12 protein-coding genes and 1 pseudogene are annotated in these 13,368 nt (G+C 42.6%); 10 read left to right on the top strand and 3 right to left on the bottom strand.

What is annotated here, in order from left to right:
• Nucleotides 1-337: 337 nt before the first annotated feature.
• From gvpN to LW728_RS03115, 6 genes are all read left to right on the top strand, one after another.
• Nucleotides 338-1,378, top strand: a complete 1,041-nt coding sequence (gvpN, locus tag LW728_RS03140) for a gas vesicle protein GvpN (protein WP_002803848.1) — start codon at nt 338-340, stop codon at nt 1,376-1,378.
• A 29-nt stretch (nt 1,379-1,407) separates the two neighbouring features.
• Nucleotides 1,408-1,818, top strand: coding sequence for a gas vesicle protein (locus LW728_RS03135; RefSeq protein ID WP_002803845.1), 411 nt, complete (start codon nt 1,408-1,410; stop codon nt 1,816-1,818).
• Nucleotides 1,775-2,083 carry a hypothetical protein gene (locus LW728_RS03130; protein ID WP_002803843.1) on the top strand — a complete coding sequence of 103 codons (309 nt, stop codon included), beginning with the start codon at nt 1,775-1,777 and terminating at the stop codon, nt 2,081-2,083. The genes LW728_RS03135 and LW728_RS03130 overlap by 44 nt, the downstream gene beginning before the upstream one ends.
• A 375-nt stretch (nt 2,084-2,458) precedes the next feature.
• Complete coding sequence (locus LW728_RS03125) at nt 2,459-2,932, top strand: gas vesicle protein K (RefSeq protein WP_002803841.1); 474 nt, start codon at nt 2,459-2,461, stop codon at nt 2,930-2,932.
• A 15-nt stretch (nt 2,933-2,947) separates the two neighbouring features.
• Nucleotides 2,948-3,682 carry a gas vesicle protein GvpF gene (gene gvpF / locus LW728_RS03120; RefSeq protein WP_002803840.1) on the top strand — a complete coding sequence of 245 codons (735 nt, stop codon included), beginning with the start codon at nt 2,948-2,950 and terminating at the stop codon, nt 3,680-3,682.
• A gap of 14 nt (nt 3,683-3,696) precedes the next feature.
• The gene (locus LW728_RS03115) at nt 3,697-3,957 is read left to right on the top strand and encodes a gas vesicle protein GvpG (protein ID WP_002803833.1); all 261 of its coding nucleotides are present in this window, start codon (nt 3,697-3,699) and stop codon (nt 3,955-3,957) included.
• A gap of 150 nt (nt 3,958-4,107) precedes the next feature.
• Here the strand turns inward: LW728_RS03115 and LW728_RS03110 are convergent, their stop codons facing one another.
• Entirely contained in the window at nt 4,108-4,446 is a 339-nt protein-coding gene (locus LW728_RS03110) for a gas vesicle protein (RefSeq protein ID WP_002803830.1), read from the bottom strand.
• Nucleotides 4,447-4,538: 92 nt separating this feature from the next.
• Here LW728_RS03110 and LW728_RS03105 point away from each other — a divergent pair, with 92 nt between their 5' ends.
• The 3 genes from LW728_RS03105 to LW728_RS03095 all read left to right on the top strand — a co-directional run bounded on the left by LW728_RS03105 (nt 4,539) and on the right by LW728_RS03095 (nt 9,064).
• Nucleotides 4,539-5,222: a GvpL/GvpF family gas vesicle protein gene (locus LW728_RS03105; protein ID WP_002803828.1), complete on the top strand. Its 684-nt coding sequence runs from the start codon at nt 4,539-4,541 to the stop codon at nt 5,220-5,222.
• Nucleotides 5,223-5,234: 12 nt separating this feature from the next.
• Nucleotides 5,235-7,136 carry an ArsA family ATPase gene (locus LW728_RS03100; RefSeq protein ID WP_287671032.1) on the top strand — a complete coding sequence of 634 codons (1,902 nt, stop codon included), beginning with the start codon at nt 5,235-5,237 and terminating at the stop codon, nt 7,134-7,136.
• 83 nt (nt 7,137-7,219) lie between these two features.
• Complete coding sequence (locus LW728_RS03095; RefSeq protein ID WP_287765143.1) at nt 7,220-9,064, top strand: AAA family ATPase; 1,845 nt, start codon at nt 7,220-7,222, stop codon at nt 9,062-9,064.
• 112 nt (nt 9,065-9,176) lie between these two features.
• On the opposite strand, the gene LW728_RS03090 is transcribed toward LW728_RS03095, so the two are convergent.
• Complete coding sequence (locus LW728_RS03090; RefSeq protein WP_287765140.1) at nt 9,177-10,742, bottom strand: B12-binding domain-containing radical SAM protein; 1,566 nt, start codon at nt 10,740-10,742, stop codon at nt 9,177-9,179.
• A 923-nt stretch (nt 10,743-11,665) separates the two neighbouring features.
• Between LW728_RS03090 and LW728_RS03080 the strand changes: the two genes are divergently transcribed.
• Nucleotides 11,666-12,766, top strand: a complete 1,101-nt coding sequence (locus LW728_RS03080; RefSeq protein ID WP_287765138.1) for an alkene reductase — start codon at nt 11,666-11,668, stop codon at nt 12,764-12,766.
• Nucleotides 12,767-13,182: 416 nt separating this feature from the next.
• On the opposite strand, the pseudogene LW728_RS03075 reads toward LW728_RS03080, so the two are convergent.
• Nucleotides 13,183-13,368 (bottom strand): annotated as a pseudogene (locus tag LW728_RS03075) (IS5/IS1182 family transposase); the annotation flags it as partial.

Below are 13,368 nucleotides of genomic sequence, written 5' to 3'. Positions count from 1 at the left end.
GTGTAAGACAGTACATGGTTTTTTAACTGTGGTATGCGACGGTGGTGGAAGCAGAAACTTAAATCGTGAGGTTTAGGAATCGCCGCACTTTTAGGGCGGCGAGGATGTCAAAATCAAGGTTCTAGATCTAATTGATGACAGTTCCTAATTTTTTGTGATATTATTATGAGGTAAGCCTTAAAAGCTAAAGACGATTAAACTTGCCGTAAAATTCGGGTAACACGAGCGTCCTTGCCTACTCGGTTATTAAAGGGAAACCTGAACCAGCAGTTGTTAGATCGAGAATATCCGTCCGCTTCAGGCGGGGATTATCAATGGTATTTACTAGATTTCGACTATGACATTTACTGAAACTCAAACAAGAAGATCCGTTCTCTCCCTTCGCCCCGGTCAATTTGTTGTTACGCCTTCGATTGATCAAATTGCCACTCGCGCCTTACGTTATCTAAACTCTGGTTTTTCCATTCATCTATGTGGTCCAGCAGGAACGGGAAAAACCACCTTGGCAATGCACCTGGCCAATTGTTTAGCCAGACCTGTGATGCTAATCTTTGGCGATGATGACTTTAGCAGTTCCGATTTAATTGGTAGCCAATCTGGTTATACCCATAAAAAGCTGACGGATAACTATATCCACAGCGTTCTCAAAGTTGAAGACGAGCTAAAACACAACTGGGTGGATTCTCGCTTAACAATGGCCTGTCGAGAGGGTTTTACCCTAGTTTATGATGAGTTCAATCGTTCTCGACCTGAGGTCAACAACGTTTTACTCTCTGCCTTGGAAGAAAAAATTCTCACCCTGCCACCCACTAGCCATCAACCCGATTACCTACAAGTCAATTCTCAATTTCGGGCAATTTTCACCTCCAACCCAGAAGAATATTGCGGGGTTCATGCTACCCAAGATGCTCTAATGGATCGGTTAGTAACCATTAATATGCCTGAACCAGATCAACTGACTCAGACCGAAATTCTTGCCAAAAAAACGGGGATTGGTCGAGATGATGCCTTATTTATTGTCAACCTCGTCAAAACCTTTCGTTTGAAAACCGAGGCTGAAAAAACTTCAGGTTTGCGCTCTTGTTTAATGATTGCTAAGGTCTGTGCCTCTCACGATATTGTGGCTAGCTCCTCTGATGCGGACTTCCGTGATATCTGCGCCGATGTTCTTTTGTCCCGCACGAACTTATCTATTGATAAGTCAAGAGCAATTTTATGGGAAATCCTCGACGACGATCTGGTAGAACCCCTATCCGTTGTAGAGGAAACGGAGCCTTCCGAGGGACAAGCGTCAACTTCTGAGCCTTCGACAGGAAATCAATCCTTAAAAGCCATTCAATCTTTACTGCGAGGCAACTTGCCCCAGCGAAAAGACTAATTATATACTCTTATTGAGTGAAACCAACCGTGACTTCTTCCACTTTTGCTGGCTCGCTCAGAAACCAGTCAAACAACTCCCTAAAAACAGCAACTCAAGGTTCGAGTTTAGCGGATATACTCGAACGAGTTTTAGATAAAGGAATTGTGATTGCCGGCGATATTTCCGTTTCGATCGCCTCCACTGAACTTATAAATATCCGCATTCGTTTGTTAATTGCCTCTGTTGATAAAGCCAGGGAAATGGGAATCAACTGGTGGGAAGGAGACCCCTACCTCCATAGCCAATCCCAAGCTTTACTAGCAGAAAATCGGGAACTTTCGCTCCGACTCCAAACCCTGGAAACTGAGCTTGAAACCCTAAAATCCTTAAGCCAATTGAGTGCAATAGAGAGCCATGATACCAGTCCGAACGATGAAGCACATTCCTCAGATGCGTGAAATTCCTCACCTGAATCCTCAAAGGTTAGGAAATTTACACGAGACGATTGCTCCCCTTGATAAAGCTAGGGAAACTGCGATTAACAGCTTGCAAGGTTATCCCTACCTCCCTAGCCAAGGCCAAGCTTTATTCGCAGAAAACCTGGAACTTTCACGCCGACTTCAAACCTTAAAATCCTTAACTAAATGGAGTGTAATGGAGAGACGTGATGGCAGTCCCAACGATCAAGCACATTCCTCGTATATATTGAAATTCCTCAATTGAATCCTCAAACGGTCAAGAAGTTTACAGCAGTTAACGATTGCCTCTGTTGATAGAGCAAGGGAGATGGCAATTAATGGGTGGGCAAGCGACTTCTATCTCTATAGCCAATCCCAAGCCTTATTAACAGAAACCTCGGCAGCTAAACTTTAAGCCTTAAAATCCCTACCCCAATCGGGGGCAATCGAGGGCTACGATACCAGTTAAAATAATCAAGCACATTCCTCCTGTCGGGTAAATTCGTCACTAGAATCTTCACAGGGTGGCGGGAAGTTGACATTGCTTGGTTACATCATTTTTTCCCTCAGATAAAATTTCTTGGCCAAGCCCCCCACTAGAGACTCACCCTTAAGAACTCCTCATTTACCAACTCCAACCATGACACTTGCTTGCACACCTTACGATTCTGATAATCAAGCCTTGCTGACCAGTCCAGAAAGTAATAGCCAAGCCGGTTTAGCCCCTTTACTGTTAACTGTTGTGGAACTGGTACGCCAATTGCTCGAAGCCCAAATCATTCGCCGGATGGAAAAAGGGGTTCTCAGTGAGTCTGATTTAGATAGGGCTGCAGAAAGTATACAAAAATTGCAAGAACAAATTCTCCATTTGTGTGAAATTTTTGAGGTTGAGCCAGAAGATTTAAATGTCCACCTAGGAGAGTTTGGCACTCTTTTACCGGAAGCAGGGAGTTATTACCCGGGAGAGGAGGGTATTAAGCCTTCTGTGTTAGAATTAGTGGATAGACTTCTCAATACAGGAGTTGTTGTGGAAGGAAATGTTGATCTGGGTTTAGCTCAATTAGATCTAATTCATCTAAAGCTTCGTTTGGTTTTAACTTCTCAGCCAGTTTAATTTGGGAGAATACTGATGACAGTGGGTCTTTATTTATATGGCATATTTCCCGAACCAGTTCCTGACGGACTGGTTTTGCAGGGGATTGATAATGAGCCAGTTCACAGTGAGATGATTGATGGTTTTAGTTTTCTCTACTCCGCTGCTCATAAAGAGAAGTATTTGGCATCCCGTCGCTATTTAATTTGCCATGAAAAAGTATTAGAAACTGTCATGGAAGCAGGGTTTACAACGTTGTTGCCCCTGCGGTTTGGCTTAGTTATCAAAACCTGGGAATCTGTCACCGAACAACTAATTACTCCCTATAAAACCCAACTGAAAGAATTATTTGCTAAACTGTCAGGACAACGAGAGGTTAGCATTAAGATTTTTTGGGATAATCAGTGGGAATTACAAGCGGCTTTGGAGTCTAATCCTAAGTTAAAACAAGAACGGGATGCGATGATGGGGAAAAACTTAAATATGGAAGAAATTATCCATATAGGTCAACTCATTGAAGCCACTGTATTGCAACGGAAACAAGACATTATTCAAGTCTTTAGAGACCAATTAAATCATTGCGCCCAAGAGGTGATTGAAAGCGATCCGATGACGGATGACATGATTTACAATGCAGCTTATTTAATTCCCTGGGAGCAAGAGCCGGAATTTAGCCAAAACGTTGAAGCGATCGATCAGCAGTTTGGTGATCGCCTAAGGATTCGCTATAACAATTTAACTGCACCCTATACCTTTGCCCAACTTATCTAAGGAGATTATCAGTTATGTTTCTCGATCTTTTACTTCTTCCTGTTACCGGCCCTATTGGTGGTCTGATCTGGATTGGGGAAAAAATTCAAGAGCGTGCAGATATAGAATATGATGAGGCGGAAAATTTGCACAAATTATTATTATCCCTACAACTATCTTACGATATGGGTAATATTTCTGAGGAGGAGTTTGAAATTCGGGAAGAAGAACTTTTATTAAAAATTCAAGCCTTAGAAGAAGAGGCGGCAGAAAACGAAGCTGAATCTTCTCTCTAAAATTTTTCTATACTTCGCAGTTTCAGAACTGGCAATCTTTGCCACCAGATAGGTCATGAACAAAATCACAAACTGTAAGCTTAGTAAGGGCGGATTTGACAAGCTCAAGAACTTGTCGAAGCTTGGTCAGAACTAGCCCTTGGTTAAGCCTTAATATTCTAGGTAAAAAGTTTGGAAATTACTAGAATCATTAGAGGAGTGAGCAACAGTTTTGGGGGAATCAGGTTTTTTAGCTAAACTTAAACTAGGAGGATTGGCTGTACGCAAATTTTGAATACTTTGTTCTGTGGTCTCAATTTGCTCTGTCACAAACGTGAGACGATTTTTTAATTGCTGAATCTGCCGCTCCATCATTTCTAATTTTTCTTGGATACGTTGTTTTTCAGTAATTAACTTATAAAGCTCAAGTTGGTGATCTGCTTCGGATTGTTTCCGAGGCATGGTGCTAATTTTAGATCTAATTGGTCTGGGTGGACGAGTGGTTGTCATAACAATCCCTGAATAACTTAGAATATTCTAGCATATCAACGCCCCAATATAAAAACTTGTAAAAAATCGTCAATTTTCTTTCGGTCAACCCTATGAAATTGTACAATCTATATACTTACGCTTTTTTGAAAACCCCCATAGAAAGCCTAAAATTACCAGTTGGAATGGCTAACCCATTGTTACTGATAACTGGTGGAGATCTCTCGGCCGTAGTCGAACCCGAAGTTTGTTTAGACACTTTACAAAATGATGATGAACGCTTGATTCAATCCGTTTTATGTCACGATCGAGTCATCTGTGAATTATTTCAACAAACCACTATTTTACCCTTACGTTTTGGCACATCTTTTTTAGAGGCAGAAAATTTACTGACTCATCTTTGTTCTCATGCCCAAGAATATCAAGAAAAAATTGAAGAACTTGAGGGAAAAGGAGAATATCTTTTAAAATGTATTCCCCGTAAGCCAGAGGAGCCTGTACTCTCTTCTGAAAGCAAGGGCAGACAATATTTTTTAGCCAAAAAACAGCATTATGAAGCCCAACAGGATTTTTATACTTTGCAAGGTTCAGAATGGCAAAATCTCGGGCATTTAATCACCCAAAGCTATCCGTCAACGAAGATTATTACTGCTCCGGGGACAGAATCACGAATTTATCTTTTAGTTAATTTTCAAGAAGAACCTTTACTAATCGAGCAAGTCTTGCATTGGCAGAAAGCTTGCCCCCGTTGGGAATTACAATTAGGACAAGTTTCTCCCCCCTATCACTTTACTTAACTTGATTTCTCTATGACTAACTTTAACTTGGTAAATAACTCTCTAAGTTGCTATGACACTCGACATTTAGTTATGTTTAGTGGCAAAGGAGGAGTGGGAAAAACCACCCTTTCCTGTGGATTTGCTCGCCGTTGGGCTAAATTATTTCCCGAGGAACAAATCCTATTAATCTCAACCGATCCTGCTCATTCTTTAGGGGATGTATTGCAAACAGAAGTTAGCGATGAGGCATTACCTGTAAAAGACTTACCTAACTTAAAAGTTAGGGCATTAGATGCGGAAAAATTGCTCTTAGAATTTAAAGAAAAATACGGAAAATTTTTAGAAATTTTAGTAGAACGGGGCAGTTTTGTTGAAGGAGAAGACTTAACTCCCGTTTGGGATTTAGACTGGCCAGGTTTAGATGAAATCATGGGTCTATTAGAAATTCAACGATTACTAATAGAGAATGTTGTTGATCGAATTGTTGTTGATATGGCCCCCTCTGGTCATACCTTAAATTTATTGGAAATTAAAGACTTTTTAGAGATTATTCTCAATTCTTTAGAGTTGTTTCAAGAAAAACATCGTGTTATTTCGCAAACTTTTGCAAAAACCTACAATGCCGATGATGTGGATGGCTTTTTAGTCAAAACAAAATCAGAATTAACCGAAGGCAAACAACTCCTACAAAATAGGGATTTTACCCTTTGTTTAATTGTGGCAATTGCCGAACCGATGAGTTTATTAGAAACCGAACGATTACTCAATAGTTTGCATCACTTAAATATTCCCTGCGGCAGATTATTTATTAATCGCATTCTAACGGATCCTAATCAAAATTTAGATCGCTACAGTGAGCAACAGCAACTCCTCGATAAATTCCTAAAAATTCCAGGTCAAGAGACAATTTTCACCCTGCCCCAACAGGCAAAAGAACCTCTAGGAGGTGAAGCATTAGATCAGATCATGAGTCAAATTGAAATTATCGAAAAAGTAGAATTTATGGCCCCGCCTCCTATTCAATGGCCGCAAAAAATTCTGCCGAGTTTTAGTGATTTTATTGACGACAAACGCCAACTCATTATCATTGGTGGCAAGGGTGGAGTGGGAAAAACCACGGTTGCCGCGGCCATTGGTTGGGCGTTAGCTAATCGTCATCCCGATCAAAAAATTAGAATTATTTCTATTGATCCGGCTCATTCTTTGGGAGATGCCTTTGGGACAAAATTAGGACATCAATCCACACAATTAACTGCTAATTTAAGTGGTCAAGAAGTTGATGCTAATATCGTTTTAGAAAAATTTCGGGATGATTATTTATGGGAACTGGCAGAAATGATTAGTGGTGAAGGTAAGGAAGAAGGGAACATCAAACTAGCTTATACTCCAGAAGCTTGGCGACAAATTGTCGCTCAATCTCTGCCAGGAATTGATGAAATGTTGTCCCTAGTAAAAGTAATGGAGTTATTAGACCAGAAACAACAAGATTTGATTATTTTAGATACGGCTCCTACCGGTCATCTCCTGCGATTTTTGGAAATGCCAACGGCTTTAGGAGATTGGTTAAGTTGGATTTTTAAGCTTTGGATGAAGTATCAAGATGTCTTAGGGCGTGTAGATTTAATGGGACGATTGCGAATCTTAAGACAACAGGTGATGTCTGCCCAGAAAAAACTCAAAGACCCCCAACATACAGAATTTATTGGAGTTTTGCAAGCCCAAGATGCTATCGTTGCCGAACAACTGCGATTGACAGCATCTTTGAAAAAAAAGGGAGTCTATCAACGTTATGTCGTGCAGAATCGTTATCATGCTAATGAGGAAATTGATCGGGATTTATTCCCAGAGCAAACTTTGATCCGCTTAGCCAGTTTACCCCGGTCAGTAGAACCTTTAGCCCGGGTAAAAGCCGCGGCAGATCTGTTATTTTAAAGGTAATTAGTCTAATCAAGTCGGACTTCTTAACCTCATCTATTACCCAGTCCCCATCCTTCACTTGACTCAGGAGAAATTTTATGGTAGAACTATTCAAAGGCTTTGAGCAATTAGTCGAACTCGCTAAGACCTTAGAGGAAAAACTGGAAAAAGGGGAAATTAAAACCGAAGTGCAGTTTAACTCTCGTCCCTTGAGTAACATTCCCCGCGCTGGCGGTATTCCCCGTCCAGGGGGAGTTTATCGCCCGAACAATTCTGGTGGGGATGATTTTGAGGTCAATCGCAATCGCTCATCCTCCACTGATTCAGGGGTTGAAGACAGTATGACACAGCCCGAAGGACCGACCACGGCTTCCCTGAAGGATGTTGGTGGCTTGACGGAAGTGATTAAAGAACTCAAGGAACTAATTGCCATTCCCCTGAAGCGCCCTGACTTGTTGGCCAAGTTAGGACTTGAACCCACTCGCGGCGTTCTCTTAGTCGGCCCCCCTGGAACCGGTAAAACCCTGACTGCCCGTGCTTTGGCCGAAGAACTCGGTGTTAACTATATTGCCTTAGTCGGACCAGAGGTGATCAGCAAATATTATGGGGAGGCTGAGCAAAAACTGCGGGGAATTTTTGAGAAAGCCAGTAAGAATGCGCCTTGTATCGTTTTTATTGACGAAATTGATAGCATGGCACCCGATCGCAGTAAAGTTGAAGGGGAAGTAGAAAAAAGACTGGTGGCCCAATTGCTCGGTTTAATGGATGGCTTTGCCCAAAGTCAAGGGGTGATTGTTCTAGCGGCGACAAACCGTCCCGACCATCTTGACCCTGCCCTCCGTCGCCCCGGACGGTTTGACCGAGAAGTCCTCTTTCGGGTGCCTGACCGCAAGGGCCGTTTAGAAATCCTCCAAATTCTCACCCGTTCCATGCCCCTAGATGAATCAGTTTCCTTAGATATGATTGCCGATAATGCGGTGGGATTTGTCGGGTCAGATTTAAAAGCCGTTTGCCAGAAAGCGGCCTATAGTGCTTTGCGGCGGCAGGTTCCTACGATTGACTCGCAAATTCCAGAAACAATGACGGTGGTTCAAGCCGACTTTTTGCAAGCCCTTAAAGAAGTTAAACCGGCGGTATTGCGGTCTGTGGAAGTGGAGTCTCCCCATGTGGACTGGGACAATATTGGCGGACTTGAACAGATTAAACAAACCCTACAGGAGTCCGTGGAAGGGGCATTACTCCATCCGCAATTATATACGCAAACCAAAGCCCAAGCTCCCAAAGGTATTTTACTTTGGGGTCCCCCCGGAACGGGAAAAACCCTATTGGCCAAAGCGGTTGCATCTCAGGCGCGAGCTAATTTTATCAGTATTAATGGACCTGAGCTTTTGAGTAAATGGGTGGGGGCGAGTGAACAGGCGGTGCGTGAGTTGTTTGCCAAAGCTCGTCAGGCAGCCCCTTGTGTGGTTTTTATTGATGAAATTGATACTTTAGCACCGGCAAGAGGTCGTTATAGTGGAGATTCAGGAGTGAGTGACCGGGTTGTGGGACAAATCCTGACGGAGTTAGATGGGTTGCAAACGGGGGCAACGATTTTAGTGATTGGAGCCACTAATCGCCCAGATGCTTTAGATCCAGCCTTATTGCGAGCGGGACGGTTAGATTTACAGTTAAAAGTTGATTTACCGAATGCCTCTAGTCGTTTAGCAATTCTGGGAGTCCATAATGATGAACGTCCTTTAGAGGATGTGGATTTAGGCTATTGGGCCGAGGCAACCGAAGGCTGGAATGGCGCAGATTTAGCGTTATTATGTAACCAAGCGGCACTGATGGCAATTCGTCGTTATCGCCATCAGGGAATGACTGACCCAACTGAGATTCGCATTACAACGGCTGATTTTAATCATGCTTACCAACTGTTGATTGAACAGCGTGCCAATTGATTTTTTTTCCCCCTTACTTAAAGTAAGGGGGGAGAATCTCAACTCAGGAAAACCATCCTAAAAAGAAAAATTTGCCAAAATGTCTGCATTGACTGTTTGTCTGCGATATTGTCTAGCTTTTGAGCGTTTTTTCCAGCTGGGCTACCCTTGCTTTCTGTTGCTTCAAATCGGCTAGTTGTTTTAGTAATTGTTCTCTGACTTCATAGCGATAGGCAAAAAAATGCTCACCTATCCCTAGGGTCGCTAGATACTCTTCTAGCAGACGGGGTTTGACCCAGGCAATCACTGCCAGTTGCCACCAGAAACGGAAGCGCGTCGGTCGGACAATCCCCTGCCGCCAGAGCAAGGAGCGGAACAATTGCCACTGTTGCCCATCTAATTTACGGTTCGATTTGCCGCGCCATCCCCCCATGATCATGAAATGGTTGAAGGTTCGTTTCAGGTAGTTAACAGGATCATAGATTTCCCAGAAAGCATCGATGTATTCTTCGGTAATCTCTTCCACCGGGCGAGTTGGCTCAAAGTTCATCATCGCTCCCTGATGGAAAGTACCCATGCCATCCACCAGACGACCTTCCTGTTGCAGGCGATTCCACAGGGCAGTATTTTGCAGTGCCTGGAGCAGGCTAAACTGCCCCTGGGGAATACTCGCCTCCATAATAAAATCTTTGATCCGCTGCCCTGCGCCTGGTTTCTCATTGTCAAAACCGATAATGAAGCCAGACATAATCTGCAGCCCCATGCGGGTAATTTTGTGACAGGATTCGATCAGGGATTGGCGGGTGTTTTGAACCTTGTTAATGCCCATTAAGCTATCGGTATCTGGTGTCTCAATCCCCATAAACACCAGCATAAAGCCGGCCTTGACCATTAACTCAATCAGTTCACTGTCTTCGGCCAGATTAAGGGAAGCTTCCGTAATCAGTTTAAAGGGATACTGGTGTTGCTCCATCCAGGGGATCAACTCCCGCAGAAACACCTTGGCATTCCGCTTATTGCCAATGAAGTTGTCATCCACAACAAAAATGTAGCGCCTCCAGCCCAGTTGATATAACGTCTCCAACTCAGCCAACATTTGTTCTGGGGTTTTGGTGCGCGGTTTGCGGCCATAGAGGTTGATGATGTCACAAAATTCGCATTGAAAGGGGCAACCGCGAGAAAACTGCACGGTAATCGCCAGATAGGCATCCAGATATAGTAAATCATAGCGGGCGATCGGTGTCATGGTTACATCTGGTTTCTCACTGGCTCTAAAGACACCACTCGGTTCACCCTGCTCCAGGGCCGCCAAGAACAGAGGGATTGTCAGTTCTCCTTCATCGAGAATCAGGTAATCTGCCCCAGCTTTTTGGGCAACTTCTGGATAGGAGGTGGGGTAAGGCCCGCCTACAGCCACTTTTTTACCCAACTGCAACCCTTTGGCAATCAATTCTTGAAAGTCCTTTTTCTGAATGATCATGGCGGAGATGATTACCAAATCGCACCACTCCCAATCCGAAGCCGTTTCCAATCGGACATTGCGATCAACAAACCGGATTTCCCAATCCGATGGCAATAGGGCCGCCACTGTAATTAAACCCAGGGGCGGATTAGTTGATCTTAAACCGGCTAGATCTAAAGTCTCTTGATAGGACCAAAAGGAGTTGGGCATCAGCGGCCATAGTAATAGGGCTTTCATTCAGGTGTCTCCAATGAAGAAGCTATATGCTTTACATACTAGCCAGAAAGCCCCAGTCGATCAAGACTGTTTTAACATCTTTTTTTACTAATAAATTAGTTCTAAATAAATCGTGAAAAAACAGCAATTTTATCGTGAAAAAACAGCAATTTTATCGAGATGACCACAATTAAATGAACGATGGTTGCTAAAAACTCGTGTTTTCCCATTTTTATCAACGCAATGTAGAGGCTGTTTGCCTCTTTTGGGTATTTTTGGGTAGGTTTGCTAAAAAATGCTGATTCTGAAAAACCCTCTTAAAATTCGTAAGCACCGAATAGTAAAAGTTGATTTTTAGTCCTAGAAAGTCTGTTTTATAGGTACAAAACAAGTTACTAGACATCTCGATCATGACTATTTTTGGTCAGATAAATATAAGCTTAATTACACTATTTTAACCGAACTAGACAAAAAATTGTCTCCTATTAATTTTCGTATTGATGACAAGCGAGAGGGAAAGACCAAGAAGGATGACTTGAGAGAAATGGTCAGGGAGGTGATGGAATGGGGGTAGTCCCCTCATACATAACTGGAGACAGGTGGATTTGTGGTATTATTTGGGTGATCGAATAGTTAAGGTTCCTATCTCTTGAGATTTAAGCAATATTTCTGATGCCAAAATTGCCAAGAAATTTATCATGACTCAACTACCAGAAAATATAGTTTATGTCTCTTTAATTTGGGAAGATGAATAAATTAAATAACTTGTAATTATAGTCAGATTGATGACCAATATTAATTATATTCAGCCAGTTGTCCGATTAATTCTCCTCCCTTAGGAGAGGAACAATCTCGCAGATAGACAGTCAATCATCCTGGGGTGTGATTGTCTGGTTTTAACTAATTGCGGTAAAATTAACCTAAATTCTCTATCGGCAAATTCGATGACTTCCTTCACTACTTCCCTGGCTCTTTTAAGTCAATTTAAATTGGGAGATTTAAACCTAGAAAATCGTCTTGTGCTTGCTCCCATGACGCGAGCGCGAGCCGGAGAAAAACGTCTGGCCAATGAGATAATGGCCGAGTATTACCGACAAAGGGCCAGCGCGGGATTAATGATTACAGAAGCGACGGTAATTTCTCCCCAAGCTAACGGTTGGCAAAATACCCCCGGTATCTACACCGATGAACAAGTGCAAGCATGGCAAATGGTGACAAAAATCGCCCAAAGAAAAGGAACACCAATGTTTTGTCAATTGTGGCACTGTGGTCGCGCTTCTCATTCTAGTTTTCAGGAAAATGGGGCTTTACCCGTTGCCCCTTCCGCAATTAAGATTAAGGGGGAGTTGCATACACCCATCGGCAAACAGCCCTACGAGACCCCTAGAGCCTTAGAAACCGAGGAAATCCCCGCAATTGTCGCCGATTACCGTCAAGCCGCTCAGAGGGCAAAATTAGCGGGGTTTGATGGCATAGAAATTCACGGGGCTAATGGTTATTTAATCGATACTTTTCTACAATCGGCCACTAATCAGCGTCAGGATAAGTACGGAGGCAGTTTGGCAAATCGTTATCGTTTTTTGCAGGAAGTGGTCGAGGCAATTTTAACTGTTTTTCCCAGTCATCGAGTGGGGGTGCGTCTGTCTCCCAATGGAGTTTATAATGACATGGGTTCCGAGGATTTTCGAGAAACTTTTCTCTATATTGCCCAAAGATTAAATGAGTACAATTTAGCTTATTTGCATCTGCTAGATGGCTTGGCTTTTGGTTTTCATGAAAAGGGTCAACCGATGCTTTTATCCGAGTTTCGGGCTGTTTTTAATAGTGCATTAATCGGCAATTGTGGTTATACAAAAGAAACTGCTGAAGCCGCTATTCAGTTAGGAGACGCTGATTTAATTGCTTTCGGTCGCCCCTATATCAGTAATCCCGATTTGGTGGAAAGATTCGCCAATAATTGGCCCCTTAATCCCGATGCTGAGATGAAAGATTGGTATTCTTTTGACAAGGAAGGTTATATCGATTTTCCCAGTTATAAACCCTAGTTAAGTAGCTGGTTATAATTAAATTAAAAATGGATTTTAGGTTTGATCCCCCCTGCCCCCCTTGATAAGGGGGGTGCCGATAGGCGGGGGGATCTGAAAGTTTTTAATACCTACCTACTTAGGGTTTGCTGAATAAATGTGAAATGTAGGCAAAGTAAGGGTTTTGGGGCTTTTCTTCCGAAACAGGTGCAAGATTTTGAGAGAATCGTCGTTCAAAACCTTGCGTCTTCATCGGCCCGCGTTCTGTAGGGGCGAAGCATTCGGGCAATAACCTATCGGTGAAACCGTAGATTTTCTATCCGAATGCTTCGCCCGTACTTTTTCAGCAGACCCTACTTAGGGTTTGCTGAAAAAGTCATTGAAAAGTACAGGTCTCTTAATCAATGATTTCACTTAGCTACAAGCATAAGCTTTAGTTATTGATTAATTTTTAAGTTATAACTTATCCTAATCATTGACCGAGAAAAAGTGCTGTTTTTCCATTTCATACATAAAAAAGCCCAAAAAACCTGCCTCAACAGGTTAGAAAGATTCATGACTAAAAAAGTAATAGCAATCGCTGAAAAGGAAGTATGAGGAAGTTTAGCCATCACTTTACCTAA

The organism is Microcystis sp. 49638_E5 (assembly GCF_021300285.1).
Lineage (GTDB): Bacteria > Cyanobacteriota > Cyanobacteriia > Cyanobacteriales > Microcystaceae > Microcystis > Microcystis aeruginosa_C.
Note: the sequence above shows the minus strand (reverse complement) of the source record. Positions and strands in the feature narration are given on the sequence as shown.

Excerpts from the sequence above, each read along its gene's own strand:
- gvpN (WP_002803848.1), top strand. The coding sequence starts at position 338 with ATGACATTTACTGAAACTCAAACAAGAAGATCCGTTCTCTCCCTTCGC.
- LW728_RS03130 (WP_002803843.1), top strand. The coding sequence starts at position 1,775 with ATGATACCAGTCCGAACGATGAAGCACATTCCTCAGATGCGTGAAATT.
- LW728_RS03125 (WP_002803841.1), top strand. The coding sequence starts at position 2,459 with ATGACACTTGCTTGCACACCTTACGATTCTGATAATCAAGCCTTGCTG.
- gvpF (WP_002803840.1), top strand. The coding sequence starts at position 2,948 with ATGACAGTGGGTCTTTATTTATATGGCATATTTCCCGAACCAGTTCCT.
- LW728_RS03115 (WP_002803833.1), top strand. The coding sequence starts at position 3,697 with ATGTTTCTCGATCTTTTACTTCTTCCTGTTACCGGCCCTATTGGTGGT.
- LW728_RS03110 (WP_002803830.1), bottom strand. The coding sequence starts at position 4,446 with ATGACAACCACTCGTCCACCCAGACCAATTAGATCTAAAATTAGCACC.
- LW728_RS03105 (WP_002803828.1), top strand. The coding sequence starts at position 4,539 with ATGAAATTGTACAATCTATATACTTACGCTTTTTTGAAAACCCCCATA.
- LW728_RS03100 (WP_287671032.1), top strand. The coding sequence starts at position 5,235 with ATGACTAACTTTAACTTGGTAAATAACTCTCTAAGTTGCTATGACACT.
- LW728_RS03095 (WP_287765143.1), top strand. The coding sequence starts at position 7,220 with ATGGTAGAACTATTCAAAGGCTTTGAGCAATTAGTCGAACTCGCTAAG.
- LW728_RS03090 (WP_287765140.1), bottom strand. The coding sequence starts at position 10,742 with ATGAAAGCCCTATTACTATGGCCGCTGATGCCCAACTCCTTTTGGTCC.
- LW728_RS03080 (WP_287765138.1), top strand. The coding sequence starts at position 11,666 with ATGACTTCCTTCACTACTTCCCTGGCTCTTTTAAGTCAATTTAAATTG.